Genomic DNA, 25,657 nt, shown 5'->3' on the forward strand with positions numbered 1-25,657 from the left:
GCACGGCCTCGCCATCACCACCGCAAGCCTTGCTGTCCTGGAGTGGCGGCAAGGATTCGGCATGGGCGTTGCATGTCCTGCGGCAACGCGGCGACATTGAAGTCGTCGCCCTGCTGACCACGCTGACGCAGGGCTACGATCGCGTGTCGATGCAGGGCATTCGCCGCGACGTGCTGCATGCACAGGCGCAGGCGACAGGATTGCCGCTGATCGAAGCATGGATCCCGCAGCAGGCCGACAACAGCAGTTACGAAACCAGTTTCGCCAACGCATTGAGCGAAGCGCAGTCGCGCTGGCCCGGCATCCGCGACATCGCCTTCGGCGACCTGTTCCTTGTCGATATCCGCAGTTGGCGTGAATCGCTGTGCGCGCAGCTGGACTGGAACCCGCATTTCCCGATCTTCGACAGCGACACCACGCGGCTCGGCCACGAAATGATCGCCGGCGGATTGCGCGCGCACCTGTGCTGCGTCGACACCACCCAGCTCGACGGCGAGTTTTCCGGCCGCGCCTTTGACACGGCATTGCTGGACGATCTTCCGGCGGCCTGCGATCCCTGTGGCGAACGCGGCGAGTTCCACACCGTGGTGTCGGCGGGACCGATGTTCGATCATCCGATCGCATTGGAACGCGGCGACAGCGTGCAGCGCGACGAACGTTTCAACTACACGGACTTCCTGCGCGCGGGCTGAACCTCAACCCGTGTGCTGGATTCCCGCGGCAATGCCGTTCACCGTTTCCTTCAACGCGGTGAACACCGCCTCGTCCTCGCGATCGCCATCACGCCAGCGCCGCAGCAGGTCGACCTGGAGCAGGCTGATCGGATCGACATAGGGATTGCGCAGGCGGATCGCCAGACGCAGGCGGTACTCGTTGGCCAGCAGGCGATCGCTGCCGCGCAGACTTTGCACCGCCGCGCAGGCGCGCGCATGTTCGTCGCGGATCAGCGTGCAGTAGCGCTCGCCTTCGGCACCGGCGAGCTGCGAATAGCGCTCGAAGATGTCCATGTCGGCGGTCGCCAGCGCGACCTCGAGATCGCCCAGCGTCGCCGCGAAGAATGGCCATTCGCGCGCCATGGTCGTCATCGCCTCCAGCCCGTGTTCGGCGATGCCACGCTCCAGCGCGGTGCCGGTGCCGTACCAGCCGGTGAGTTGCGAACGATTCTGCGACCACGCGAACACCCAGGGAATCGCGCGCAGTTGATCGATGCCACCATCGCGGCGACGCGACGGACGCGAACCGAATTGCAGGCGTTCGATCACGTCGATCGGGGTCGCCTTGCGGAAGTAATCGACGAAACCGGGATCCTCGTGGACCAGCGCGCGATAGTGCGTGCGCGCGGCATCGGCCAGCGCCCCCATCGTCTCGAGCCAGGCCTCTTCGCGCGCATCCGCGGCGCGCGGTCGCAGGCTGGCCTGCAGCACCGCGCCGGTGAGTTGTTCGAGATTGCGCAGCGCCAGCGCGCGAATGCCGTACTTGCGATGGATCACTTCGCCCTGCTCGGTCAACCGCAGCACGCCATCGACCGAACCGCGCGGCGCCGCGATCACCGCGCGCACCGAATTGCCGCCACCACGACTCACCGTGCCGCCGCGACCGTGAAAGAACACGATGCGCACGCCGGTTTCACGCGCCAGTTCGGTCAGCACGCGCTGGGTGCGCTGCAACGTCCAGCGCGACGACAGCATGCCGCCATCCTTGGCGCTGTCGGAATAGCCGAGCATCACCATCTGGCGACCACCACGCGCCTCCAGATGGCGTCGATAGACCGGATCGGCGAACAGGCCGCGCATCACCTCGGGCGCCGCGCGCAGGTCGCCAATGGTTTCGAACAGCGGCGCAACATCGAGCGGCACCGTATCGTTTTCGATGCACCCTGCCATCCTCGCCAGCGTCAGCACCGCGAGCACGTCGGCGGCATTGCGGCTCATGCTGATGATGTAGGGCCCGAGCGCGCGTTCGCCGTAATGTTCGCGCGCCTCGCGGATCGCCGCGAACACGTCCAGCGTCGCCTTGGCGACATCGGACGCCGGCTGCGCCAACGCCGCTTCGTGGACCGCCGAATCCTGGCGCAGGTCGAGCGCGGCGAGATGGAAACCGAAACTGCGGGCACGGATGCGCACCCGCCACAACGCTTCGATGCCTGCATGCTCGCCACGCCCACTGCGCAGGCTGGCGTCGATCAGGTCGAGATCGGCGATGAATCCGGCGGCATTGGCGTAGGCGCCGGGCGCATCCTCCATCGTCGCCGCGAGCCGCGCGTCGATCAGGTGCAACAACTGGCGATAGGGCATGTCGTCGTAACGCACGCCCAGGGTCGGCGCGGCATCCGGCAACAAGGTCTTGTATGCGATCACGCGTTCGCGCAGTTCCGCGGACACCGTCGCGCGATCCAGCGTCTGGGTCAGCACCTTGTCGAGCGTGCGCAGGTCGCGCCGGTACAGCGTCAGCACACGCTTGCGCTGCGATGCCAATGTCGCCCGCACCGTTGCCGCGCCGACATTGGGATTGCCGTCCATGTCGCCGCCGACCCAGGTCGCGAAGCGCAGGAATTCGCCGGGATCGACCGACTCGCCCCACGCGCCCTCGACCGCGCGCGCGAATTCGCGATGCAGCGCCGGCAACACGCGATACAGCACTTCGCCGAGATAGAAGCCGACGTGCGCGGTTTCGTCGGCGACGGTCGGGCGCAGCGGCGACGCTTCCGCGGTCTGCCAGGCGGTCGTCAGCGCCTGGCGGATGCGTGCGGTGTCGCCCTCGCGCTCGTCGGGCGTGCGGGTGCGGTCGATGTCGGCGACCAGCCTGCGGACGATGTCGTGCTCCTTGTCGAGCAGTGCGCGTCGCACGCTCTCGGTCGGATGCGCGGTCAGCACCGGCTCGATCCGCAACGACGGCAGCAACGCCTCGACATCGGCCAGCATCACGCCATCGCGTTGTAGCTGCGCGCACACCGCGTCGAGGCTGCCCGGCTGCGCGCCGGCGCCGGTGCGCTGGTAGTCGCGGCGACGGCGGATGCGGTGCACGCGTTCGGCCAGGTTGATCGCGCGGAAGTAGGCGGCGAATGCCCGCGCCAGCGCTTCGGCATCGGCGATCGAGACCTGTTCCAGGCGTGCGGTCAACGCCGCGATCGGCAACTGCTTCTCGCGGCGCGCGATCGCTTCGCGCCGCAATGCCTCGACGGTTTCCAGGAAGGCGGGAGAGGTCTGTTCGCCCAGCATCGCGCCGACCAGCACGCCGAGGCGGCGGACGTCATCGCGGAGCAAGGTGTCGGTCTCGGCGAAGCGCAAAGATTCGCGCAGGGGTGCCTCGGCAGCGGAGATCTGGCTCATCCCCCCAGACTATGCCTTTATTGCGGCACCGCAGCAATTCACCGTTTTCGGGACGGCAAACGATTCCTTGACGGGCGCTTTCGCCCACGGGGCACAGGCTGGCCCCTCGTCAGTGAGGAGACCCGTCATGTCCGAACTCGAGACCCGCGATCGCAACGCCATGCCGGCGGGCGAATTCGCCTTCCCCAAGGAACGCAAGCTGCCGATCCACGATGCGAAGCACGTCCGCAATGCGGTCGCGCGCTTCGACCAGGTGGAAGACGTCAGCGACAGCGAGCGCGATGCCGCCTGGAAGCGGATCGAAACCGCCGCGCGCAAATTCGATGTCGAGCTGCACGAGAGTGGTTGGCGCGAGCTTGGCAAACCCCATTAGCGAGTTTGCCGACCTCAATCGCGCAACGCCCGGGCGTGATGCGCGATGTGGTCGCCGATGAAGCTGGCGATGAAGTAATAGCTGTGGTCGTAGCCGGGCTGCATCCGCAGCGTCAGCGGATGATTGGCGACGGCGCAGGCTTCGCGCAGCAATTCCGGCTTCAGCTGGGGGGCGAGGAATTCGTCGGCGGCGCCCTGGTCGACCAGCAGGGGCAGTTTTTCGCCCGTTGAATTCGACTTCACCAGTTCGACCGCATCGGATTGTTTCCACGCCGCGCGATCCTCGCCAAGATAGGCCGTGAACGCTTTCTCGCCCCACGGCACCTGCGACGGCGCGACGATGGGTGAGAACGCCGAGACGCTGCGGTAGCGACCGGGATTCTTGAGTGCGATGGTCAATGCGCCATGCCCACCCATCGAATGGCCGCTGATCGCGCGCGCCGTGGCGGCCGGAAAATTCGCCTCGACCAGCGCCGGCAATTCGTTCGCCACGTAGTCGTACATGCGGTAATGCGTCGACCACGGCGCCTGCGTGGCATTGACGTAGAAGCCCGCGCCCTTGCCGAGATCGTAGCCATCGGCATCGGCGACATCATCGCCACGCGGACTGGTGTCCGGCGCAACGATGATGACGCCGTGTTCCGCCGCATACCGTTGCGCACCGGCCTTGGTGATGAAGTTCTGCTCGGTGCAGGTCAGGCCGGACAACCAGTACAGCACCGGGCAACGTTCATGCGCGGCCTGCGGCGGCAGGTAGACCGCGACGTTCATGTCGCAACCCAACACGTCCGAATGATGGCGCCAGACGTCCTGCCAGCCGCCGAAGCAGGCACGATGCTCGATGCGTTCGAGCGCACTCATGACGGCTGGAAATGGACGACCGAACGGATCGACTTGCCTTCGTGCATCAGGTCGAAGGCTTCGTTGATGCCTTCCAGCCCCATGGTGTGCGTCACGAACGGCGCGAGTTCGATCTCGCCCTTCATCGCGTCCTCGACCATGCCCGGCAATTGCGAACGGCCCTTCACGCCACCGAATGCCGTGCCCATCCACTTGCGTCCCGTCACCAGCTGGAACGGACGCGTGCTGATTTCCTGCCCGGAACCGGCGACGCCGATGATCACCGACTGGCCCCAGCCGCGATGCGCGCATTCCAAAGCCGCGCGCATCACATTGACGTTGCCGATGCATTCGAAGGAATGATCGACGCCCCAGCCGGTCATCTCGACGATCACCTGCTGGATCGGCTTGTCGTGCTCCTTCGGATTCACGCAGTCGGTCGCGCCCATCGAACGCGCGAGGTCGAACTTCGACGGATTGGTGTCGATCGCGATGATGCGCCCTGCCTTGGCCTGGCGCGCACCCTGCACCACTGCAAGCCCGATGCCGCCGAGACCGAACACCGCGACGCTGTCGCCGGGCTGCACCTTGGCCGTGTTGTGGACGGCGCCGATGCCGGTGGTGACGCCGCAACCGAGCAGGCAGACGTGCTCGTGGTTCGCTTCCGGGTTGATCTTCGCCAGCGACACTTCCGCGACCACCGTGTACTCGCTGAACGTCGAACACCCCATGTAGTGATACAGCGGCTGGCCGTTGTAGCTGAAGCGCGAGGTGCCATCGGGCATCACGCCCTTGCCTTGCGTAGCGCGCACCGAAGTGCAGAGATTGGTCTTGCCCGACTTGCAGAACAGGCATTCGCCGCACTCGGCCGTGTAGAGCGGAATCACGTGGTCGCCCGGCTTCACGCTGGTCACGCCTTCGCCGACTTCGACGACGACGCCCGCGCCTTCATGCCCGAGCACGCACGGAAACAGGCCTTCCGGATCATCGCCACTGAGGGTGAAGGCATCGGTGTGGCAGACACCGGTGTGGGTGATCTTCACCAGCACTTCGCCCTTCTTCGGCGGGGCGACGTCGATCTCGACGATCTGCAACGGTTCGCCTGCGGCGAAGGCAACGGCGGCTCGGGATTTCATGGGCTCTCCTGCGATTACTTGAGATAGGAGCGGACCAGCGCGACCGCGGCATCAATGCCGTGCTCGCGTCGTCCACGTGATTTCGTTGCCTGCCCGAATTCCTCGCGCAGGTGGCTTTCCAGCACTTCGGACATCAACCCGTTCACCGCGCCACGCACGGCCGCAAGCTGCTGCAATACCGGCGCGCAATCGGCACCGGCTTCCAGCGAACGTTCGAGCGCATCCACCTGGCCGCGGATGCGTCGCACGCGCGTGAGCGCTTTCTTCTTGTCGGCGGGGGAATGCGGCATGCAGCGATCGGGGCAGATACTAGAGGGGAGTATATCCACAACCCCAAGCTCACGCATGCATGCGACACTTGATCGACCAATGGTCGGAAGGGGAGTTCCGATGAAGACGACGACAATCGGCCTGGTGGCCGCGATCCTGATGGCGGTCGCGCCGCGCGCGCATGCGCTGGACCAGATCGAAGCCGGCAACACTTGCGATGCCGCTTACGCCGCATTGCCCCACGGCACGATTCTCGACCTGCTTGATCCGCAGGCTCCCGCCGACCGTCGTGCGGCGGCACTGGCCGCCTATCAACGCCTGGCGCAAATGAAGGAATGCCCGGAATTCGGCTATACGCTGGGCCAGCTCTATCGGCATGGCGAATACCTGCCCGGCAACCCGCTCCCCCAGGACGTGGCGAAGGCGCGGGAGCTGATCCTGCCGATGGCCGAAAGCGGCTACCTGCCTGCGTATGCCGATCTGGCCGAAATGGAAATGCGCCATGCCAATACCCGCGAGGCGATGAAATGGACGCAGGTCTATCTGTATTTCGTCGATCACGTCCTTGTCGCCGGCGCCAAGGACGCCGACGCGGCGCAGTACGAGCGTTCGGCCTACAACGCCAACCTGCTTGGGCGCGTCGAATTCCTTTGGAACCACGTTCCGCCATCCCTGCCGCGCCGCCTGGTCAACGAGGATCTCAACGCCTACCTGCATGATCACGGCGACGACGTGGAGCAACGCATGCGCGAACGCCAGAATGGTTTGCATCTGCGTGCATCGGCGCAGGATTCCCTGCTGCCGTACACGGTCTCCGGATCGAGTTCCTGGTACCACAACCTGCTCGACGACCTGAGCGCGGCATCCGCTTCATGGATTGTCGAAGTGATGCCTTCCGGACAGATCGGACGCGTCGTGCTGGAGAATTTCGTGCCGAACGAAGCCGTCACCCGACAGATGAAGTCTGTCCTGGCGCGTTACAAATTCGCGCCACTGGACGGACAACTCTCGAAGACCGTGCGCGTCTCGGTGGTCGTCGGCAACACCGAATCGCGTCAACTCAACGGGCGTCGGCGCTGATCCTGCCAACGGATCGACGAACGATCAGTACGCGTATTCGCTGAACACCGGATCGACCGAACCCTTCCACGGACCATGGAAGAGTTCGAGCTTGCGCTCCGCCGGCGTCTGCCCGGCTTCGGCGATTTCCAGCAACGGTTGCAGGAAGCCGGACTCGTCGGCGCCGTCGCGGGTGCAGCTGCCGTTGCTCGTGCGACCACGACGCTGCAGTCCGGCCAACGAAATCTTCAATGCCTCGATCGCCAGTTCACGCACGGTCGCCCCGCGGAACGGCAGCTTCAATGCATGCTTGGGCACGCCATCGCGCAGGGCGTGGCGTTCTTCCATGGTGAAATCCTTGACCAGGTCCCAGGCGGCATCGAGCGCGGCATCGTCGTAGAGCAATCCGACCCAGAACGCCGGCAAGGCGCACAACCGCCCCCACGGGCCGCCGTCGGCGCCGCGCATTTCCAGGTACTTCTTCAGCCGCACTTCCGGGAAGGCGGTGGTCATGTGGTCGTTCCAGTCGCGGATCGTCGGAAGCTCGCCGCGCAATTCGTCGAGCTCGCCGGCGAGGAACTTGCGGAACGACCTGCCGGACAGGTCGAGATATTCGCCGCCGCGATAGCTGAAGTACATCGGCACGTCGATCAGGTAATCGACATAACGTTCGTAACCGAAGCCGTCCTCGAACACGAAGTCGAGCATGCCGGTGCGATCGCCGTCGGTATCGGTCCAGATGTGCGAGCGATAGCTCTGGTAGCCGTTGGGCTGGCCATCGGTGAACGGCGAGTCGGCGAACAAGGCGGTGGCGATCGGCTGCAGCGCCAGCGACACCCGGAACTTCTTCACCATGTCGGCTTCGCTGGCGTAGTCGAGATTGACCTGCACCGTGCAGGTGCGCGTCATCATGTCGAGGCCGAGCTTGCCGACCTTGGGCATGTATTCGCGCATGATCTTGTAGCGACCCTTCGGCATCCACGGCATCTGGTCGCGACGCCACTTCGGCTGGAAGCCCATGCCGAGGAATCCGAGGCCAAGTTCGTCGGCGACCTGGCGCACTTCGTTGAGATGCGTGCCGACTTCGCGACAGGTGTCGTGGATGGTTTCCAGCGGCGCGCCGGAGAGTTCCAGCTGTCCCGCCGGCTCCAGCGTCACCGAGGCCATGCCCTGTGTCAGCGCGATGACACGACCGTGTTCCTCGAACGGCGTCCACCCGAAACGCGCCAATCCCTTCAACAGCGCCTCGATGCCGCGCTCACCGTCGAATTCCGGCGGACGCAGGTCGTCGAGGCGGAAGCCGAACTTCTCATGCTCGGTGCCGATGCGCCACGCCTCGCGCGGCTTCTCGCCGGAAGCCATGACATCGACCAGTTGGCGATAGTCGGTGATCAGCGTGTCGTTGCTGGCGGAAGGACCGGACATGGGTGGCTCGCACTTCGCGGGGTGATCACTATACGGGGGCGGATCGCGCGCTGCATACGTATTCCGCGACGCCCATGTTGGCGCGCGCGGATGCGCGGCGTAGCCTGCGGAAATCCCCGTCGAAGGAAGCCCCATGCGCATCGCGCTCGCGTCCTGCCTGCTGTTGATCGCGGCGACCCTGCCGACGCGCGCGCTGGCCGCCGACCGGCATGCCATCGATCATCTGGTCATCGACCATCTGGAGCCCGCCAGCTGGTGGGTGGGGATGAAGCACGACCGCGTGGAGTTGATGGTGCATGGCGACGGGATCGCCACCACCACGCCGCGCGTCGCTTACGCGGGCGTGCGCATCGTCGATGTCGCCAAGGTCGCCAATCCCAATTACCTGTTCGTGACAGTGGCGGTCGCGCGGGACGCCAGGCCCGGCGAGTTCGTCATCGAATTCGTCGAGAACGGCAAAGTCGTCGCCACGCATCCATGGCGACTCGACGCGCGCACGGCCGGTTCCGCGCAACGTCGCGGCTTCGATGCCCGCGATGCGATCTATCTGGTCACGCCCGACCGCTTCGCCAATGGCGACGTGCGCAACGACAATGTCGCCGGCATGGAGGGTTTGGACCGCGGCAACCCGAATGGTCGCCATGGCGGCGACATCGCCGGCATCCGCCAGCATCTCGACTACATCGCCGGGCTTGGCTTCACCCAGCTGTGGTCGACGCCGGTACTGGAGAACAACCAGCCGAAATTCTCCTACCACGGCTATGCGATCACCGACCTCTACCGCGTCGATCCGCGTTTCGGCAGCAACGCGGATTACCGTGCACTGTCGCGCGAAGCGAAGGCGCGCGGCATCGGCCTGATCATGGACGTGGTGCTCAACCACATCGGTTCCGGGCACTGGTGGATGCGGGACCTGCCGAGCAGCGACTGGATCAACAACGGCGGCAAGTTCTTCCAGACCAACCATCGCCGCACCACCCTGCAGGACCCGCATGCCGCGCCGCAGGACCGCAGGACCTTCCTCGATGGCTGGTTCGTCAAGGACATGCCCGACCTCAACCAGCGTAATCCGCATCTCGCGCGCTATCTCATCCAGAACAGCCTGTGGTGGATCGAATACGCCGATCTCTCCGGCATCCGCGAGGATACGTTCGGTTACGCCGATACCGCCTTCGTTTCGCAGTGGGCGAAGGAAATCCTCGAGGAATACCCGGACTTCGCGATGGTCGGCGAAGAATGGAGCGTCAATCCGGCGATCGTCGCCCACTGGCAACGCGGAAAGATCAACCCCGACGGGCACGTGCCCCACATGCCGAGCATGATGGATTTCCCGATCCACACCACGCTGCGCGACGTGTTGCCGCTGGCCGAACACGGTCCGGACAGCAGCTGGATTCCGTTGTACGAAATGCTCGCCAACGACTTCCTCTATCCCGATCCCGGGCGACTGGTGGTCTTCGCCGAAAACCACGACACCACGCGCCTGCTCGCGCATCTCGATGGCGACGTCGGCTTGTGGAAGATCGCGATGGCCTACATCGCAACGACACGCGGCACCCCGCAGTTCTATTACGGATCGGAAGTGCTGGTGCGCGGACCGAAGGATCGCCACGACGGCGAATTGCGCGCCGACATGCCGGGCGGCTGGAATGGCGACGCTGCCGATGCCTTCACCGGCAAGGGACTGTCGGCGGCGCAACGCGATGCGCAGGACTACGTACGCAAGCTGTTCGAGTGGCGCAAGCGCACGCCAGTAGTGCAGAGCGGTCGACTCACCCATTTCGCGCCGGATGGATCGGTCTACGTCTACTTCCGCCACGACGACAGGCACAAGGCGGTGATGGTCGCGCTCAACAAGGGCGATGCCGCGAAAACCGTGGCGCTCGATCGTTTCGGCGATTTCATCAAGCCGGGCGAACGCGCGTACGACGTGTTGAACGATCGCGACATGCAATTCGGCGCGTCGCTCACGCTGCCAGCGAAGTCGGCAACGATCCTGCAGATCGAATAGGCGGCATGCACGCCCGCAGGTGTAGCATCTGCGCCGATGAATCCAGCGCTGACCCCGAAACAGGCACTGTTGGCGCAACTGGCCACGCTGACCGACTGCCCGCGCGCATTCGATTATGCCTGCATCACCGCGCGCCATGAGCACGGCGTCAAATCGGTGGACATCGAAGAACCGGCGATGGCCATCGTGCTGCAGGGTCGCAAGCGCGTGCATAGCGTCGGCCAGACGCTTGAGTTCGGTCCAGGTGACGTCTTTCTGATGCTGCGCCCCTGTCGCCTGGACGTGGTCAACATTCCGGATCCCGATACGGGCCTGTACCTGACCCTGGCCGGAGCATTCTGCAAGGAAGCCTTGCAAGCGGCACGGCTCTTGTGGGATCAACACGTTTGCAACGACAGCGACGACATCGCCAAGGTGGATGTCACCGATCTGGACAGCGAACTCCGGCACTGGATCCATGCTGCGCAAGCCGCCGGGCTGACCGAAGCACGACTGGCAATGACGGGCCTGTTGTTGACCCTGTGCCGTCGTGGCTACACCGCGTTGTTGGCGCCACCACCGCCAAGCCTGGCGGCGCAGTTGCGCGAGATGATCTCGGCGCAACCCGGTCGCGAGTGGCAATCGCATCACTTCGAGGAATCGCTGGGGCTCAGCGGCGCAACGCTGCGTCGCCGGCTGGCCTCGGAAAACACCTCGTTGCGCGATGTCATCGCCTCGGCGCGGCTGGCCTGCGCCATGAATCTGCTCTACACCACGCGCTGGCCGGTGAAGACGGTTGCCGCCAGCGTCGGTTACCGCTCCGTCTCCAGCTTCGTGCAGCGATTCATCGAGCGCTATGGCCTGGAGCCGAGCCGGATCGGCAACGCGTCCACTCCACCGTGAGCGTTTGACGCACGCGATTGAACGCTTCGCATCGGCGACGCAAGACAAGATGGCGGAAGTCGCGGTCCACGCCGCATGCCGAAGACTCCCATGTTCATGTCCGTATCCAAGTTCGTGCGCTCCGCCGCCGTCGCGTTGCTGTTGGCCGTTGCACTGCCGATGCAGGCGCAAGCACCTGCAACGACGACACAAGTGCCGGGCTACTACCGCCTGCCGTTGGGACGATTGACGGTGACCGCCCTGTTCGACGGCACCGTCGACCTGCCACTGACGGATCTGCGCGGCATGACTCCATCGCGTGCGCGCGCATTGCTGCGCGATCAGTATGTGCCAGAAGGCCCCCATGGCCTGCATACATCGGTGAATGCCTTCCTTGTCCAGGAAGGTGGCCATTTGACCCTGGTCGATACCGGTGCCCAAAGCTGCTTCGGGCCGGGATTGGCACAAGTGCTGCCCAATCTCAAAGCTGCGGGCTACGCGCCCGAGCAAGTCAATGACATCCTGATCACGCATGCGCACCCCGATCATTTGTGCGGCATCCTCGATGCGAACGACCAGCCGGCCTATCCGAATGCGACCGTGTGGCTGGCACGCGAGGATGGCGATTACTGGCTCGACCCCAAGCGGGATAGCGATCCGGCGGTGCCCGCGATGTTCCGTCCCTTGTTCGCGATGGCACGCAAGGCGGTGGCGCCATACCAGGCCGCCGGCAAACTGCGTCTGTTCAAGACCACTGATGCGCTACCCGGCGGCGCGACGTTGATCGCCAGCCACGGGCATACGCCCGGGCACAGCGCATATCTGTTCGATGGCGGCGCCAATCAGAAGCTGCTCGTCTGGGGCGACAGCCTGCATTTCCGCGCCATCCAGTTCTCGCATCCCGAGATCGCCTATGCCGGCGATGCCGACATCAAGCGCGCCGTTGCCGCACGCCAGAATCTGCTGAAACAAGCCGTGGCCAATGGCTGGTGGGTCGGCGCCGCACATGTGTCCTTCCCCGGACTCGGCCACATCCGCCACGATGGCAAACGCTATGCGTGGGTGCCGGCGGAATTCTTGCCGATCCCGCCAACGCAGCCGTAATCGCAACGTTTCAAACGTGGCCGGGCGTCTTGCCTGCAGGCAACTCCAGCCAGCGCGCGAGCACCGTGCGCACCTCGTCGACGCCCTGCTTCGATTCCCCGGAAAACACTTGTGCGCTCACGCTGTCGCCGAACGCCGACGCCAGTTCCTTGCGCACCGCGTGCAAGGTGTTCATCGCCGCGCCGCGCGACAGCTTGTCGGCCTTGGTCAGCAAGGCGTGGGCGGGCAAACCGCGGCGCACCGCGTAGCCGAGCATCTGCAGGTCGTATTCCTTCAACGGATGGCGGATGTCCATCACCACCACCAGTCCCGACAGCGCGCGCCGCGTTTCGAAATAGCTGGCGATGAAGGCCTGCCAGTGTTCCTGCATCTCCTTCGGCACCTTGGCATAGCCGTAACCGGGCAGGTCGACCAGGTAGGTATCGGCCAGCGGCGGCATGTCGAAATAGACCAGCTGCTGCGTGCGGCCCGGCGTCTTGGAGACGCGGGCCAGCGCATTCTGCTGGCAGATCGCGTTCAGCGCGCTCGATTTGCCGGCGTTGGAACGTCCGGCGAACGCGACTTCATGGCCTTCGTCAGCGGGCAGCTGGCGGGCGGTGTGGGCGGACAGGAGATAACGGGCGCGCTGGAAGGGCAGACTCATGTCGACAGGATAGTGGGCATTGGCTCGCGTTGACCGCCTCCGGGTCGGCACGGATAATCGATCAGTTGCGGCCGGCCGATGCCGGTCCCGGGTCTCATGGGAGTTCACATGCGTCACATCCGCGCTTACGGCCTCGTCGGTCTGGCTGGTCTCGCCATCGCTGCCGTCGCCTACGCCCAGTCCACGGTCCCCGCCGCACCGGCGAAGGACAGCAAGCCCGCCGCTGCCGCACCGGCTGCGCCCGCGAGCAAGGCCGGGCAGGATCCCAACGCATATGCCGAACTGGCCAAGACCCATTGGGGCGATGCCAAGGCCGGTGCCGCCAAGGCCGGCGCCTGCGCCGCCTGCCACGGCCTCGATGGCAACGCCACCGCCAATCCTGCGCTGTACCCGCGCATCGCCGGCCAGAGCGAACTGTTCGTCGCCAAGCAGCTGGCCCTGTTCAAGGCCGGCCTGCGCACCGACGGCAACGCCTCGCTGATGATTCCCTACGCCCAGGCCCTGTCGCCGCAGGACATGCGCGATCTCGGCGCCTACTTCCAGACGCAGCATTCGGGCGCCGGCATCGCCGACGACACCGCGATCACCAGCGGTCCGTACGAAGGCAAGAAGCTCTACCAGGTCGGCGAGAAGCTCTATCGCCAGGGTGATGCCGGCCGCGGCATCGTCGCCTGCACCGCCTGCCATGGCCCCGCCGGCGACGGCAATCCGGGTCCGGCCTATCCGCACGTCGGTGGCCAGCAGTCCTGGTACGTCGAAATGCGCCTGACCGAGTATCGCGGCGGCCAGAGCACGCTGAAGGACGACAAGCTGTTCGGCCTGATGGCGCTGGAGACCAAGAACCTCTCCGACGAGGAGATCAAGGGCCTGGCGACCTATCTGCAGGGCCTGCACAACCGCGCCGACCAGGCCAGCCCCGCCGACGTGGCTGCCGCCAAGGCCGCTGCGGCAGCCTCTCCGCAGCCGTCGAAGAATTGAGGGAACTTTCCCTCGCGTGGGCAGTCATACCGTTCACGTTCCGGATCATCACGCCGGCCCATGATCGGGCCGGCTTTTTTTTGCCAGAGGTCGCCATGCGCCTGCTCTCCTCCCTGTTGATCGCCGGACTGATCGCCATCGGCGCCGCCCTTCCGGCTTCCGCCGCCACTTCGACCGCGCCCCTGGTGCAAGGCACCGACTACGACGTTGTAGCCGGCGCGCACCCCTGGCAGGCGTTGAAGAAGGGCGAAGTCGAAGTCGTCGAGGTCTATGCCTGGTGGTGCCCGCACTGCGCCCACTTCGCGCCGATGATCTCGGCCTGGGCCTCGCGCCAGCCGGCCTGGGTGCGCATGGTCTACCTGCCCTCCGATCCCGATTCGCCCGGCGCCGCGGCCGCCTTCGCCGCGCAGCATGCCGGCCTGCTGCCGCGCGTGCATCCGGCGATGTTCCGCGCCATCCACGACGACCAGACCATGCCGGCCCGTCCCAGCGCAGAGGAATACGCGGCTTTCATGGCGCCGTTCGGCAGCACGCCGGCCAAGCTGCTGGCGCTGATGCAGTCCCCGCAGGTCAAGGCCGACCTCGCGCGCGACCGCGCCTTCGTGGTCGCCGCACAGGCCGACACCACCCCGACATTGATCGTCAACGGCAAGTACAAGGTGCTTGGCCGCAGCTACGAAGATCAACTCGATATCCTCGACCGTCTCACCGCCCAGATCCACGGAGGCAAACTGTGATCGCCCGTACCCTCGTTTCCGTCGCCACGCTGGCGATCGTCGCCACGCTGTCCGCCTGCAAGCCGGGCTCCGACACCACCGCTCCGGCCGCGAGCACTCCGGCAGCGTCCACGCCTGCCGCCAGCGACACCGCTGCGAACGGCAGCGCGCCGGCCAGCACCGCATCGAACCAGCCGCCGGCGCCGCCGGTCTCGCACCAGCCGACCGGACCTGCGCCGGTCGAGGGCAAGGATTACGTCGTGATCGCCAACGGCCAGCCGTTCGAACCTGCCGACGGCAAGATCGAAGTGGTCGAAGTCTTCAACTACGTCTGCCCGGCCTGCGCCGCGTTCGAACCGCAATTCGCGCCGTGGGCGAAGTCGCTGCCGTCCGATGTCCGCGTGGTCCACGTCCCGGCGCTGTTCGGCCGCATGTGGGACGACTATGCGCGCGCCTACTACGCCGCCGACGTGCTGGGCGTGACCGAGCGCACCCATCAGCCGCTGTACGACGAAATCCACATCAAGCAGGCGCTGAAGGGCGAGCGTGGCAATGACGGCATGGATGCGATCGCCGCGTTCTACGGTCGCCAGGGCGTCGATGTCGCGCAGTTCAAGTCGGCGGCGTCGAGCTTCGCGGTGGAAGGCAAGCTGGCCAAGGCCAAGCAGTACATCCAGGCCGAAGGCGTCGAAGGCACGCCGACGATGATCATCGACGGCAAGTACCGCATCACCGGCCCCGAAGGCAGCACCCGCGAAGACCAGCTCAAGATCGCCGACAAGCTGATCGCCCAGGAACGCGCCGCACGAGGTGGCCATTGAGCACGAACGCCGCGCTGCCCAGGCGCATGCGTCTTCCCGCGCTGATCGCGATGTCCCTGCTGGCGATCGCCGGTTGCCAGCAGAAATCGCCGGGCGCGGCGACGTCGGCCACCAAGCCGGTGGCGACGCCGACGCAGCCGCTGCCGTTCGACGCCAGGCTGGTGCAGATGGCGACGAATGCGGCCACCCAGGCCATCGCCGAAGCCAAGTCCAAGCCTGCGGTCGCCGGCAAGGACTATGACGAGATCGCCAACGGCCAGCCCTTCCAACCGCTCGACGGCAAGGTCGAAGTGGTCGAAGTGTTTGCCTACAGCTGCCCGCATTGCGCCGATTTCGAACCGCTGCTGGAAGCGTGGACCAAGCAGCAGCCGGGGAACGTGCGCGTCACCCCGCTGCCGCTTGCCGGCGGCGCCGCCTCGGATCTCGGTCGCACCTATTTCGCCGCGCTGAAGACCGGCCAGCTGGCCGCGATCCATACCCGCATGTTCTACGGCATCCACGGCGACAAATCGTTGCCGCCGGCGTCCAATGGCGACGGCATCGCGGCGTGGCTGGGCGGACAGGGCTTCGATGCCAAGACGTTCCGCGCGACGATGGCCAGTCCGGAAGTGCAGCAGCAGATGCAGAAGGCGCACGATTTCGAAGTGCGCAGCGGCATCGAAGGCACGCCGACGCTGATCGTCAACGGCAAGTACCGCATCAAGGGTCCGTCCCAACTCGACGACCTGCGCATCGCCAGCGCGCTGATCGCCCGGGAGAGCGGCACCGGGAAATAAACCGATGCCGGATCCTTCCATGCACCGCCTGCGTCTGCTGAGCGCCAACATCCAGGCAGGCTCCAGCACGCGTCGCTACAGCGATTACGCCACTCGCAGCTGGTCGCACGTGCTGCCGCTGGGCGGCAAGCGCGGTGCGCTCGACGCCATCGCGCGGATCGCCGGCCAGCACGATATCGTCGGCCTGCAGGAAGCCGATCCCGGCAGTTTCCGTTCCGGCTTCACCAACCAGACGCACTACCTCGCCACCCGTGGCGGTTTCGCCTACTGGACGCACCAGCCCAACCGCAGCGTCGGCGGCGTCGCCTCCAGCGCGAACGGATTGCTGAGCCGGATCGAACCGGTCGAGGTCGAGCATCACCCGCTGCCTGGGCGGGTGAAGGGACGCGGGGTGCTGCTCGCACGCTTCGGTTCCGGCACCGAGGGTTTGCGCGTCGCCATCGCGCATCTTTCGCTGGGCGCGATGTCGCGGCACGTGCAACTGGGCTTCATCGCCGAATTGCTCGCCGATGCGCCCAACGCGGTGTTGATGGGCGACTTCAACTGCAGCATCGAACAGCCGGAGATGGCGCGACTGTTCCGCACCACCCGCCTGCAGCCCCCGCAGCATCATGTTCCGACCTTCCCCAGCTGGCGACCGCAACGCGCGATCGATCACCTGCTGACGACCGACGGCATTGCGCTGGCAAGCTTGCAGGTGATGCAGGCGGCGGCATCCGACCATCTCGCGCTGTCGGCCGACCTCGAGATTCCCGGGCACGCACTGGCGCGCTGAGCGTGCCCGGAGGCACGCGCTGACTGGTGCGTGCGCACGCATCCACCGTCCGTTCAAGCAGCACGGCTATAGTCGGGGAATGAACAACCGTCCGCCGCGCGCCATCCTCCTCCCCGTGTTGTGCATGCTCGTTGCCTGCACGCCGCATGGCGCGGCGGAAGCACAAACGCCTCCACCACTGTCGCCCTCCGATGCCGCGATGCAGTCGGCGCTCGTGGCCGCCGAACAGGGACGCCTGACGCCAACGCAGGATCGCGCGCTGGCCAATCATCCGCTGCATGCATGGCTCGACTATGCGCGCATCCGCCAGATGCTGTCGACGGCATCGGCCGGCGACGTCAATGCCGCCCTGCGCCGCGATGCCGGACAACCGGCGGGCAATGCGCTCGCCGACATGTGGCGGGCGGAACTCGCGCGGCGACAGGATTGGAACGCACTGTCGTCGCTCGACATCGACGGCAGCGATTCGCAGGCCAACCGCTGCCTCGACCTGCTGGCCGAAGCCAAGCTCGGCCGTTTCGATGCCGGGTGGACGCAGGACGCGCGCAAGGTGTGGCGGTCCGGGCGACCGTGGACCAGCGCCTGCCGCGAACCGATGGCGATCCTCGAACAGCGTGGTGGCGTCGATGACGCACTGCGCTGGGATCGTTTCGATGCCGCGCTGGAGCAGCGCCTGCCTTCGGTGATGCGCGAAGCCGGCAAGGGCCTGCCGCCCGACCAGGCGAAGCTCGCCGGCGAATACGCCGACTTCCTTGGCGCACCGCGCGATTCGGCGATGGCATGGCCGAAGACCCCACGCAGTCGCGCGGTCATCGCCGCCGGACTGGAGCAGGACGCCAAGAACTATCCCGACAACGCCGAAGCGGCGCTGCCGAAGTGGAACAGCGCGTTCACCCTCGACGATGCCCAGCGCGGTCGCGTGCTGGCGGCGATCGCACGCGCCTCGGCGATCGACCACGATCCGCGCACGCCGCAACGTTTCACCGCCGTGCCGGCGTCGTCATTCGACGATGCCCTGCACGAATTGCGCACCCGCGATGCGCTGTGGCGCGGGGATTGGCCAGCGACACTGGCGGCGATCCGCGCGATGCCCGACAAGCTGCGCGGCGATACCCGCTGGATTTATTTCCTCGCGCGCGCACTGGAACAGGGCGGACAGCGCGAACAGGCGCATGCCGCCTATGTCGATGCCGCGCGCAACAGCGAGTTCTACGGTTTCATGGCCGCCGATCGCCTGCACCAGCCCTATCGCCTGTGCCCGTTGCCGACGCCGCAGACGCCCCTGCAATCCGTCGGGTTCCAGCGCGCGCTGGCGCTGCATCGCATCGGTCGCAACGATTGGGCCAACCGCGAATGGACTGCTGCCGCGAAAACATCGCCGTCGGCACAACGATTGGCCGCGGTGCGCGATGCCCTTTCGCAGCAATGGTTCGATCGCGCCGCCTTCGGCATGGATCGCGACCAGCCCCAGGAAATGCGCCTGCTCGAACTGCGCTTCCCGCTGCACTACCAGGACAACATCGAGCGCGCCGCCACCGCCAGCCGTCTCGATCCGGCGTGGATCGCCGCCGAAATCCGCGCCGAAAGCCTGTTCGATCCGCGCGCGCGCTCCAACGCCGATGCTCGCGGGCTGATGCAGCTCATTCCGGAAACCGGACAGCGCGTTGCACGTCGCAGCGGCATCGCCTATGTCGATGGCAACAGCCTGTACGACGGCCCCAGCAACATCGCGATCGGCAGCGCCTACCTGCGCGAAGGGCTGGACAAGGCCGGCGGATCGCTGCCGGTGGTGATCGCCGGCTACAACGCCGGGCCGAATGCCGCCGCGCACTGGAAGTCGCAGCGCCCGCAGCTCGACATCGACGCCTGGATCGAGGCGATTCCGTACAAGGAAACCCGCGAATACGTCCCGCGCGTGCTCGGCTTCAGCGTGATGTACGACTGGCGCATGCACGGCAAGATGCTGCGCCTCTCCGATCGCATCGCCGGCCGTCTCGATGGCGAACGCATCGCCCCGACCTGCGAACTCGGGAACTGAGCGCGATGCAGGTCTACCTCGTCGGCGGCGCGGTGCGCGATGCATTGCTGGGCTTGCCGCCTGGCGATCGCGACTTCGTGGTCGTCGGCGCGACGCCGGAACAGATGATCGAACGTGGTTATCGCCAGGTCGGGCGCGATTTCCCGGTCTTCCTGCATCCGCAGACCGGCGAGGAGTACGCGCTGGCACGCACCGAGCGCAAGTCCGGGCGCGGTTACACCGGTTTCGTCGTCCATGCCTCGCCCGACGTCACGCTGGAAGACGACCTGCGCCGTCGCGACTTCACCATCAACGCGATCGCACAGGCCGAAGACGGCACGCTGATCGATCCTTTCGGTGGCGTCGCCGACCTGCAGGCACGCACGCTGCGCCACGTCAGCGCCGCCTTCGCCGAAGATCCGCTGCGGGTGCTGCGTGCGGCGCGCTTCATGGCGCGATTCGCATCTCTGGGTTTCACGGTCGCACCGGAAACGCGGGCGTTGATGCGCGACATGGTGGCGTCGGGCGAACTCGAGGCCCTGGTGCCGGAACGCGTCTGGCAGGAACTGTCGCGTGCGTTGCGCAGCGTGCAGCCGTCCGCCTTCCTGCGCACCTTGCGCGATTGCGATGCGTTGAACGTCGTCCTGCCCGAGGTTGACGGGCTCTATGGCGTCCCGCAACGCGCGGAATACCATCCGGAGATCGACACCGGAGCGCACATCGAGCTGGTCTGCGATATGGCGGTGAAGCTGGCGCCAAGCGACGACCTGATCGGCTTTGCCGCGCTCACCCACGATCTCGGCAAGGCGTTGACGCCAGCCGACGAACTGCCGAAACACGTGATGCACGAACAGCGCGGTATACCCCCGTTGCAGGCACTCGCTGCGCGACTGAAGGTGCCGAACGAGCATCGCCAACTCGCGGAGATCGCCTGTCGCGAGCATCTCAACGTGCATCGCCTCGACGAGTTGCGCGACGAGACCGTGCTGAAGCTGTTCGAACGCATGGACGCCTTCCGCAAGCCGGATCGCGCGCGACAACTCGCGCTGGTCTGCGAAGCCGACAAGCGCGGGCGCGCCGGACTCGAGGATCAACCCTATCCGCAGGCGGCGGAATTGCAGCGGTTGTTCGCCGTTGCGCGCGCGGTCAATGCCGGTGCATTCGCGGATACACCGCCCGGACCCGCGCTGGGCGAAGCGATCCGCAAGGCGCGCATCGTGGCGATTGCGCAAGCGCGACGCTGAATCACAACCGGTAGGTCAGGTCGCCGATCAGGAACGCGTGTCCGAACTCGACGTCGCGCGAGAAGCCCATCACCTGGAAGCGCTCGCCCATCTCTTCCGGCATCGTCAGGCGCTTCACCTGCTGGCGCAGGCGCAAGTGCGCCACTTCATCGGCGACATGCGCTTCCGCGGCCGCCAGCCGGCGATCGATGCCGTTGCCCATCAGGAAACTCGCCTGGCTGCAGTAGCCGGCAAGATCGAAACCGGCTCCAGTCCCGGCTTCCGCCAGCGCGGTGAAATCGACCGACGCGGTGATGTCCTGCAGGCCCGGCCACGCCAGCACGTCATCGACGACATGATGGCGACGGAACGCGCGCAAGGTGCCATCGCTGCGCTGCGGCTGGTAGTACTCGCTGCGCGCATAGCCGTAATCGACGAACAGCAGCGCACCGCGCTGCATCGGGCCGATCACCGCCTGCACCCAGTACGGCAGTTGCGGCAGCAGTTCCGAGCGGTAGTCCTCGGCAAAAGGCTGCTCCAGCGAACGCTCGACATGGCGCACGCCCGCGGTCACCAGCGCATCGGCGGGACGCCCGATCACCACGAAGGCGTCGCTCTTGTCGAGTGCGACGTGGTCTTCCCAGACTTCTTCTTCGGCGATGGCGAAGCGCGTGGTGGGCAATGCGTCCAGCACTTCATTGGCGAAGACGATGCCGTTCCACGCATGTTCGAACGGGCGATCCAGCCATTCAACGCGCGCGAAGACCTCGGCCGGCAACACCTTCTGCAAGTGTTCGCGCTGGCGCTGGCGCAGCTGCGCGCTCGGCTCGAGCACGCAGTAGCGCTCCGGCAGGCGTCCCAGCGCTTGCAGGTGGTGCAGCAGGTCGGCGGCGAAGACGCCGCTGCCGCCACCGATTTCGAGGATGCGCCCTTCACCCAACTCTTCGAGTACCGGCGCGATCGCCTCGCCGATGCATTCGGCGAACAGGTGCCCCAGTTCCGGTGCGGTCACGAAGTCGCCGGCACCGCCGAACTTGGTCGCGCCCGCGCTGTAATAACCCAGTCCCGGCGCGTACAGGCACAGTTCCATGAAACGCGAAAACGGGATGCTGTTGCCGGACGCACGAATTTCCTGGCGGATCGCGGCGGCGAGTTCGGCGCTGTGCGCCTGGGCGTCGGCATCGGGGGGCGGCAAAGCAGTCATGGCGGTCTCGTCGCGGCAGGCGGACAGAATACTCGCCTCGTCTGCACGGTCACGTCGCCCATGCGAGCATGACGGGATGGAAGCCCAATCGTCCTCCCCCGTCGTCCTCGTCACCGGTGCGGCCAAGCGCATCGGCGCGGCGATCGCGCGTCATCTGCATGCCCGGGGCTACGCCATCACGCTGCACTACCGCGACTCGGAAGCGGAAGCGACCGCATTGCGCGACGCGCTGGAGGCCGCGCGCCCGAACAGCACGCTGTTGCTGCAAACCGATCTCACCCGATCCGATGCACCCGAAACACTGGTCGCCCGCACCATCGAACGCTTCGAACGGCTGGACGGACTGGTCAACAATGCCTCGACCTTCTTCCCGACCCCCGTCGGTGAAACCACGCCAATGCAGTGGCAGTCATTGTTCGACGCCAACGCCCGCGCACCGTTCTTCCTTGCGCAGGCGGCCGCGCCGCATCTGCGTGCCAGCCACGGCGCGATCGTCAACATCACCGACATCTACGGCGAACGGCCGCTGCGCGCGCATGCCGCCTACTGCATGAGCAAGGCTGCACTGGTCATGATGACGAAATCGCTGGCGCTGGAACTCGCGCCCGACGTGCGCGTGAATGCCGTTGCGCCGGGCGCCATCCTGTGGCCGGAAGCCGACACCGGCGAAAACGAAGCCGCGCGCCAGGCCGCGATCGTCGCGCGCACGCCGTTGGCACGCACCGGCACGCCGGACGACATCGCCGAAGCGGTGCACTGGCTGCTGGCTTCCGCGCGTTTCACCACCGGCGAAGTCGTCCACGTCGACGGCGGCCGCCTGCTCGACGGCTGACGCGATCAAGCGTTCCAGTCGACCCGTTCGAACTGCGTGTCGTGGTCCGGATGCAGCGCCCACAATGCCGCCAACGATTCGCGCTGCACCGGATCGATGAAGCAGGGCGCGATTTCCGCCAGCGGTTTCAGCACGAAGGCGTGGCGGATTTCCGGGCGCGGCAATTGCAGGTGGCCCTCGCCTTCCATCACCCGGTCGTCGTAATAGACGATGTCGATATCGAGCGTGCGATCGCCGAAGCGCGGGCCACTGCGATCGCGTCCATGCGCATCTTCCAACGCGTGCAGCCAGTCGTTGAGCGCTTGCGGATCGAGATCGCTGTCGATCACCGCCGCCGCGTTGAGGAAGTCTCCACCCGCGAACCCCACCGCCGGATAGCGATGGATCGACGACAGCCGCACCTCGCCGAAACGCGCGCGCAGCGCATCGGCCGCCGCCTGTAGATGACGCAAGGGATCGACATTGCTGCCGAGGCTCAGCAGTGCATGGCCCATGTCAGTCGCGTGTCCGCTCGATCACCACGCCGACCGCGCGCGCGCCACGCACCGCGCCCGGCTTGCTCAGCTTCAGGCGCACCCGCGACACCTTGAAGTCGCGCAGGATCAGTTCGACGCAACGCTCCGCCAACGTCTCCACCAGTCCGAAGCCGGTGCTTTCGACGTAAGCCATCAGCGCCTTGCTGACCGCCTTGTAGTTGAGCGTGTCCTCGATGTCGTCGCTGGCCGCCGGAATGCGGTTGTCGAAGGCCATCTCGACATCGAACACCAACGTCTGGCGGATGCGCCGCTCCCAGTCGTAGATGCCGATCAGGGCGTCGATTTCCAGGCCTTCGATGAAGACGATGTCGCTCACATGCTCTCCAGATTCAAACCGCGGGCAGCGTCGCCATGTCCCAACGCGGCACCACGCCGATCTCCAGCCCCTGCCGTTGTCCCGCCTCCAGGCGCAAGGCGCCGGCGAAGGCGATCATCGCGCCATTGTCGGTGCACAAGGCCGGCGGCGGAAACGCGACGCGACCACCACGCGCCGTCGTCATGACGTGCAGCTTCTCGCGCAACCGGCGGTTGGCGCCGACGCCACCTGCGACGATCAAGGTGTCGCAGCTGGCGGCTTCCAGCGCGCGTTCGCACTTGATCGCCAGGGTGTCGACCACCGCATCCTCGAAGCCGCGGGCGATATCGGTGCGGGTGGCATCGGACTGGTCGCTGTCGCGCCACGCCAGCAGCACCTGGGTCTTCAGGCCGCTGAAACTGAAATCGAGACCGGGGCGATCGGTCATCGGCCGCGCGAAATGGAATCGTCCCGGCGTGCCCTGTTGCGCCAGCGCCGCGAGCTGCGGACCGCCCGGATAGGGCAGCCCCATCAACTTGGCGGTCTTGTCGAAGGCCTCGCCGGCGGCATCGTCCAGGGTTTCGCCCAGCAGGCGGTAGCGACCGATCGCCTCGACATGGACCAGCTGGGTATGGCCGCCAGAAACCAGCAGGGCCACGAACGGCGGCTCGGGCGGAGCCTCGTCCTGCATCAGCGGCGCCAGCAGGTGGCCTTCCATGTGATGGACGCCGATCGCGGGAACGTCCAGGGCCCAGGCCAGCGAACGCGCCACCCCGGCTCCGACCAGCAGCGCCCCGACCAGCCCGGGACCGGCGGTATAGGCCACTCCGCCGATCTCACCGGGGGCGATCCCGGCCTCGTCCAGGGTCTGGTGGACCAGCGGCAGGGTCTTGCGGACGTGATCGCGGCTGGCCAGCTCCGGCACTACCCCGCCGTACTGGGCATGCAGCTCGATCTGGCTATAAACAGCCTGCGCCACCAGCCCGCGCGCGCCGCCCAGGGCGGTGTCGTAGACGGCCACGCCGGTTTCGTCGCAGGAAGTTTCGATGCCCAGCACTTTCATCCGCTCAGGATACCGGCTTGCACGGCTCCCGGTGAATGGGCTATCATCCCCGGCTCACTCCGGTCGTCTGGCCGGTTTTCACTCGGAACATCACATGCCTGCCGTCAAAGTCCGCGAAAACGAACCCTTTGAATTTGCCCTGCGTCGCTTCAAGCGCACCTGCGAAAAGGCAGGCGTGCTGGCCGAAGTGCGCAAGCGCGAGTTCTACGAAAAGCCGACCCAGGAACGCAAGCGCAAGGCTGCTGCTGCCGTGAAGCGTCAGGCGCGCCGCATGTCGCGCGACGTCACCAAGCGCCAGCGCCTGTACTGAGCCGTTAGCGGTTCCGGTCGACAAAGCCGGCACGCGCGAGCGTGACCGGCTTTTCGCATTTCTGGACGCGGCGATTTTCGCGCCCATCCGAACCAGAGGAAATCACGATGTCCCTGAAGACCCAGCTCACCGACGACATGAAGGCCGCGATGAAGGCCGGCGAGAAAGCCCGCCTGGGCGTGATTCGCCTGATCAACGCGGCGATCAAGCAGAAGGAAGTCGACGAGCGCGTCGAACTGGACGATGCCGCGGTGCTGGCCGTGCTTGAGAAGATGGTCAAGCAGCGCCGCGATTCGATCAGCCAGTACGATGCCGCCGGCCGCGACGACCTGTCCGCGATCGAGCGTGACGAGATGGCCATCATCGAGCACTACCTGCCGGCCAAGATGGGCGAAGCCGAAATCGCCGCCGCGATCGATGCCGCCATCGCCCAGACCGGTGCGACCGGCGCCGCCGACATGGGCAAGCTGATGGGCGTGCTCAAGCCGCAGCTGGCCGGCAAGGCCGACATGTCGGATGTGTCGAAGCTGGTGAAGCAGAAGCTCGCCGGCTGACCGCGATGAGCGCGCGCATCGCCATCCGCCCGGCGGTCGCCGCCGACGTGCCGCTGATCCTCGAACTGATCCGCGCACTCGGCGAATACGAACGCCTCGCGCATGAAGTGACCGCGACCGAGGCCGATCTCCACGCGCAGCTGTTCGGCGCCAGGCCTGCCGCGGAAGTGCTGATCGGCGAGATCGATGGCCAGCCCGCCGGCTTCGCGCTGTTCTTCCACAACTTCTCGACCTTCCTGGCCAAGCCCGGCCTCTATCTGGAAGACGTGTTCGTGCGCCCGGAACATCGCGGCGCGGGGCTCGGCAAGGCGCTGATGGTGGAACTGGCGCGGATCGCAGTCGAACGCGGGTGCGGCCGCTTCGAGTGGTCGGTGCTGGACTGGAACCAGCCGTCCATCGATTTCTACCGCTCGCTGGGCGCAGTCGGCATGGACGAATGGACGGTCCAGCGCGTCAGCGGCGAAGCACTGCAGCGTCTCGCTTCAGCCGCAAAACCGGAATAACCTG

27 protein-coding genes are annotated in these 25,657 nt (G+C 66.1%); 17 read left to right on the plus strand and 10 right to left on the minus strand.

What is annotated here, in order from left to right; translation table 11 throughout:
* Positions 1-29: 29 nt before the first annotated feature.
* Positions 30-692 carry an ATP-binding protein gene (locus tag ABE093_RS05930; RefSeq protein ID WP_430759905.1) on the plus strand — a complete coding sequence of 221 codons (663 nt, stop codon included), beginning with the start codon at positions 30-32 and terminating at the stop codon, positions 690-692.
* Positions 693-695: 3 nt separating this feature from the next.
* Here ABE093_RS05930 and ABE093_RS05935 read toward each other — a convergent pair whose 3' ends face one another.
* A complete protein-coding gene (locus tag ABE093_RS05935; protein WP_430759906.1) occupies positions 696-3,329 on the minus strand; it encodes a phosphoenolpyruvate carboxylase in 2,634 nt (877 codons plus the stop codon).
* A gap of 127 nt (positions 3,330-3,456) precedes the next feature.
* Between ABE093_RS05935 and ABE093_RS05940 the strand changes: the two genes are divergently transcribed.
* Positions 3,457-3,702 (plus strand): DUF6582 domain-containing protein, encoded by a 246-nt coding sequence (locus tag ABE093_RS05940; protein ID WP_430759907.1) that lies wholly within the window; start codon positions 3,457-3,459, stop codon positions 3,700-3,702.
* 14 nt (positions 3,703-3,716) lie between these two features.
* Here ABE093_RS05940 and fghA read toward each other — a convergent pair whose 3' ends face one another.
* The 3 genes from fghA to frmR are packed head-to-tail and all read right to left on the minus strand — an operon-like array spanning position 3,717 to position 5,967.
* A complete protein-coding gene (fghA, locus tag ABE093_RS05945) occupies positions 3,717-4,562 on the minus strand; it encodes an S-formylglutathione hydrolase (RefSeq protein WP_430759908.1) in 846 nt (281 codons plus the stop codon).
* A complete protein-coding gene (locus tag ABE093_RS05950; RefSeq protein ID WP_430759909.1) occupies positions 4,559-5,677 on the minus strand; it encodes an S-(hydroxymethyl)glutathione dehydrogenase/class III alcohol dehydrogenase in 1,119 nt (372 codons plus the stop codon). The genes fghA and ABE093_RS05950 overlap by 4 nt, the downstream gene beginning before the upstream one ends.
* Before the next feature lie 14 nt (positions 5,678-5,691).
* On the minus strand, positions 5,692-5,967 hold the full coding sequence (gene frmR / locus ABE093_RS05955; RefSeq protein ID WP_430759910.1) for a formaldehyde-responsive transcriptional repressor FrmR: 276 nt from the start codon (positions 5,965-5,967) through the stop codon (positions 5,692-5,694).
* 100 nt (positions 5,968-6,067) lie between these two features.
* Here frmR and ABE093_RS05960 point away from each other — a divergent pair, with 100 nt between their 5' ends.
* Entirely contained in the window at positions 6,068-7,027 is a 960-nt protein-coding gene (locus ABE093_RS05960; RefSeq protein ID WP_430759911.1) for a hypothetical protein, read from the plus strand.
* A gap of 24 nt (positions 7,028-7,051) precedes the next feature.
* Here the strand turns inward: ABE093_RS05960 and ABE093_RS05965 are convergent, their stop codons facing one another.
* Positions 7,052-8,431, minus strand: a complete 1,380-nt coding sequence (locus tag ABE093_RS05965; RefSeq protein WP_430759912.1) for a glutamate--cysteine ligase — start codon at positions 8,429-8,431, stop codon at positions 7,052-7,054.
* 133 nt (positions 8,432-8,564) lie between these two features.
* Here ABE093_RS05965 and ABE093_RS05970 point away from each other — a divergent pair, with 133 nt between their 5' ends.
* From ABE093_RS05970 to ABE093_RS05980, 3 genes are all read left to right on the plus strand, one after another.
* Positions 8,565-10,442, plus strand: a complete 1,878-nt coding sequence (locus ABE093_RS05970) for a glycoside hydrolase family 13 protein (RefSeq protein WP_430759913.1) — start codon at positions 8,565-8,567, stop codon at positions 10,440-10,442.
* Between the two features lie 36 nt (positions 10,443-10,478).
* Positions 10,479-11,324: a helix-turn-helix domain-containing protein gene (locus tag ABE093_RS05975; RefSeq protein ID WP_430759914.1), complete on the plus strand. Its 846-nt coding sequence runs from the start codon at positions 10,479-10,481 to the stop codon at positions 11,322-11,324.
* Positions 11,325-11,420: 96 nt separating this feature from the next.
* On the plus strand, positions 11,421-12,407 hold the full coding sequence (locus ABE093_RS05980) for an MBL fold metallo-hydrolase (protein WP_430759915.1): 987 nt from the start codon (positions 11,421-11,423) through the stop codon (positions 12,405-12,407).
* Between the two features lie 10 nt (positions 12,408-12,417).
* Here the strand turns inward: ABE093_RS05980 and yihA are convergent, their stop codons facing one another.
* Positions 12,418-13,050, minus strand: a complete 633-nt coding sequence (gene yihA, locus ABE093_RS05985; protein ID WP_430759916.1) for a ribosome biogenesis GTP-binding protein YihA/YsxC — start codon at positions 13,048-13,050, stop codon at positions 12,418-12,420.
* Between the two features lie 108 nt (positions 13,051-13,158).
* Here yihA and ABE093_RS05990 point away from each other — a divergent pair, with 108 nt between their 5' ends.
* The 7 genes from ABE093_RS05990 to ABE093_RS06020 all read left to right on the plus strand — a co-directional run bounded on the left by ABE093_RS05990 (position 13,159) and on the right by ABE093_RS06020 (position 20,377).
* Positions 13,159-14,028 (plus strand): c-type cytochrome, encoded by an 870-nt coding sequence (locus tag ABE093_RS05990; RefSeq protein ID WP_430759917.1) that lies wholly within the window; start codon positions 13,159-13,161, stop codon positions 14,026-14,028.
* Positions 14,029-14,123: 95 nt separating this feature from the next.
* The gene (locus ABE093_RS05995) at positions 14,124-14,765 is read left to right on the plus strand and encodes a thiol:disulfide interchange protein DsbA/DsbL (RefSeq protein WP_430759918.1); all 642 of its coding nucleotides are present in this window, start codon (positions 14,124-14,126) and stop codon (positions 14,763-14,765) included.
* A complete protein-coding gene (locus ABE093_RS06000; protein ID WP_430760101.1) occupies positions 14,765-15,565 on the plus strand; it encodes a thiol:disulfide interchange protein DsbA/DsbL in 801 nt (266 codons plus the stop codon). The genes ABE093_RS05995 and ABE093_RS06000 overlap by 1 nt, the downstream gene beginning before the upstream one ends.
* A complete protein-coding gene (locus ABE093_RS06005) occupies positions 15,562-16,341 on the plus strand; it encodes a thiol:disulfide interchange protein DsbA/DsbL (protein ID WP_430759919.1) in 780 nt (259 codons plus the stop codon). The genes ABE093_RS06000 and ABE093_RS06005 overlap by 4 nt, the downstream gene beginning before the upstream one ends.
* 4 nt (positions 16,342-16,345) lie before the next feature.
* The gene (locus tag ABE093_RS06010) at positions 16,346-17,116 is read left to right on the plus strand and encodes an endonuclease/exonuclease/phosphatase family protein (protein WP_430759920.1); all 771 of its coding nucleotides are present in this window, start codon (positions 16,346-16,348) and stop codon (positions 17,114-17,116) included.
* 79 nt (positions 17,117-17,195) lie between these two features.
* The gene (locus ABE093_RS06015) at positions 17,196-19,154 is read left to right on the plus strand and encodes a transglycosylase SLT domain-containing protein (protein WP_430759921.1); all 1,959 of its coding nucleotides are present in this window, start codon (positions 17,196-17,198) and stop codon (positions 19,152-19,154) included.
* A 5-nt stretch (positions 19,155-19,159) separates the two neighbouring features.
* Positions 19,160-20,377 carry a multifunctional CCA addition/repair protein gene (locus tag ABE093_RS06020; protein ID WP_430759922.1) on the plus strand — a complete coding sequence of 406 codons (1,218 nt, stop codon included), beginning with the start codon at positions 19,160-19,162 and terminating at the stop codon, positions 20,375-20,377.
* A 1-nt stretch (position 20,378) separates the two neighbouring features.
* Here ABE093_RS06020 and ABE093_RS06025 read toward each other — a convergent pair whose 3' ends face one another.
* Entirely contained in the window at positions 20,379-21,560 is a 1,182-nt protein-coding gene (locus ABE093_RS06025; protein ID WP_430759923.1) for a class I SAM-dependent methyltransferase, read from the minus strand.
* 76 nt (positions 21,561-21,636) lie between these two features.
* Here ABE093_RS06025 and ABE093_RS06030 point away from each other — a divergent pair, with 76 nt between their 5' ends.
* Positions 21,637-22,392 carry a pteridine reductase gene (locus ABE093_RS06030; RefSeq protein WP_430759924.1) on the plus strand — a complete coding sequence of 252 codons (756 nt, stop codon included), beginning with the start codon at positions 21,637-21,639 and terminating at the stop codon, positions 22,390-22,392.
* Positions 22,393-22,397: 5 nt separating this feature from the next.
* Here the strand turns inward: ABE093_RS06030 and folK are convergent, their stop codons facing one another.
* The 3 genes from folK to tsaD are packed head-to-tail and all read right to left on the minus strand — an operon-like array spanning position 22,398 to position 24,286.
* Positions 22,398-22,886: a 2-amino-4-hydroxy-6-hydroxymethyldihydropteridine diphosphokinase gene (gene folK, locus ABE093_RS06035; protein WP_430759925.1), complete on the minus strand. Its 489-nt coding sequence runs from the start codon at positions 22,884-22,886 to the stop codon at positions 22,398-22,400.
* A 1-nt stretch (position 22,887) separates the two neighbouring features.
* The gene (gene folB, locus ABE093_RS06040) at positions 22,888-23,244 is read right to left on the minus strand and encodes a dihydroneopterin aldolase (protein WP_430759926.1); all 357 of its coding nucleotides are present in this window, start codon (positions 23,242-23,244) and stop codon (positions 22,888-22,890) included.
* 13 nt (positions 23,245-23,257) lie between these two features.
* Complete coding sequence (gene tsaD, locus ABE093_RS06045) at positions 23,258-24,286, minus strand: tRNA (adenosine(37)-N6)-threonylcarbamoyltransferase complex transferase subunit TsaD (RefSeq protein WP_430759927.1); 1,029 nt, start codon at positions 24,284-24,286, stop codon at positions 23,258-23,260.
* Positions 24,287-24,380: 94 nt separating this feature from the next.
* Between tsaD and rpsU the strand changes: the two genes are divergently transcribed.
* The 3 genes from rpsU (at position 24,381) to ABE093_RS06060 (ending at position 25,653) form a co-directional block, all read left to right on the plus strand.
* A complete protein-coding gene (rpsU, locus tag ABE093_RS06050; protein ID WP_166294057.1) occupies positions 24,381-24,596 on the plus strand; it encodes a 30S ribosomal protein S21 in 216 nt (71 codons plus the stop codon).
* A gap of 107 nt (positions 24,597-24,703) precedes the next feature.
* Positions 24,704-25,150: a GatB/YqeY domain-containing protein gene (locus ABE093_RS06055; protein ID WP_430759928.1), complete on the plus strand. Its 447-nt coding sequence runs from the start codon at positions 24,704-24,706 to the stop codon at positions 25,148-25,150.
* Positions 25,151-25,155: 5 nt separating this feature from the next.
* The gene (locus tag ABE093_RS06060; protein WP_430759929.1) at positions 25,156-25,653 is read left to right on the plus strand and encodes a GNAT family N-acetyltransferase; all 498 of its coding nucleotides are present in this window, start codon (positions 25,156-25,158) and stop codon (positions 25,651-25,653) included.
* Positions 25,654-25,657 lie beyond the last annotated feature (4 nt).

The sequence above is a fragment of the Solilutibacter silvestris genome (assembly GCF_050574925.1).
GTDB lineage: Bacteria > Pseudomonadota > Gammaproteobacteria > Xanthomonadales > Xanthomonadaceae > Solilutibacter > Solilutibacter silvestris_A.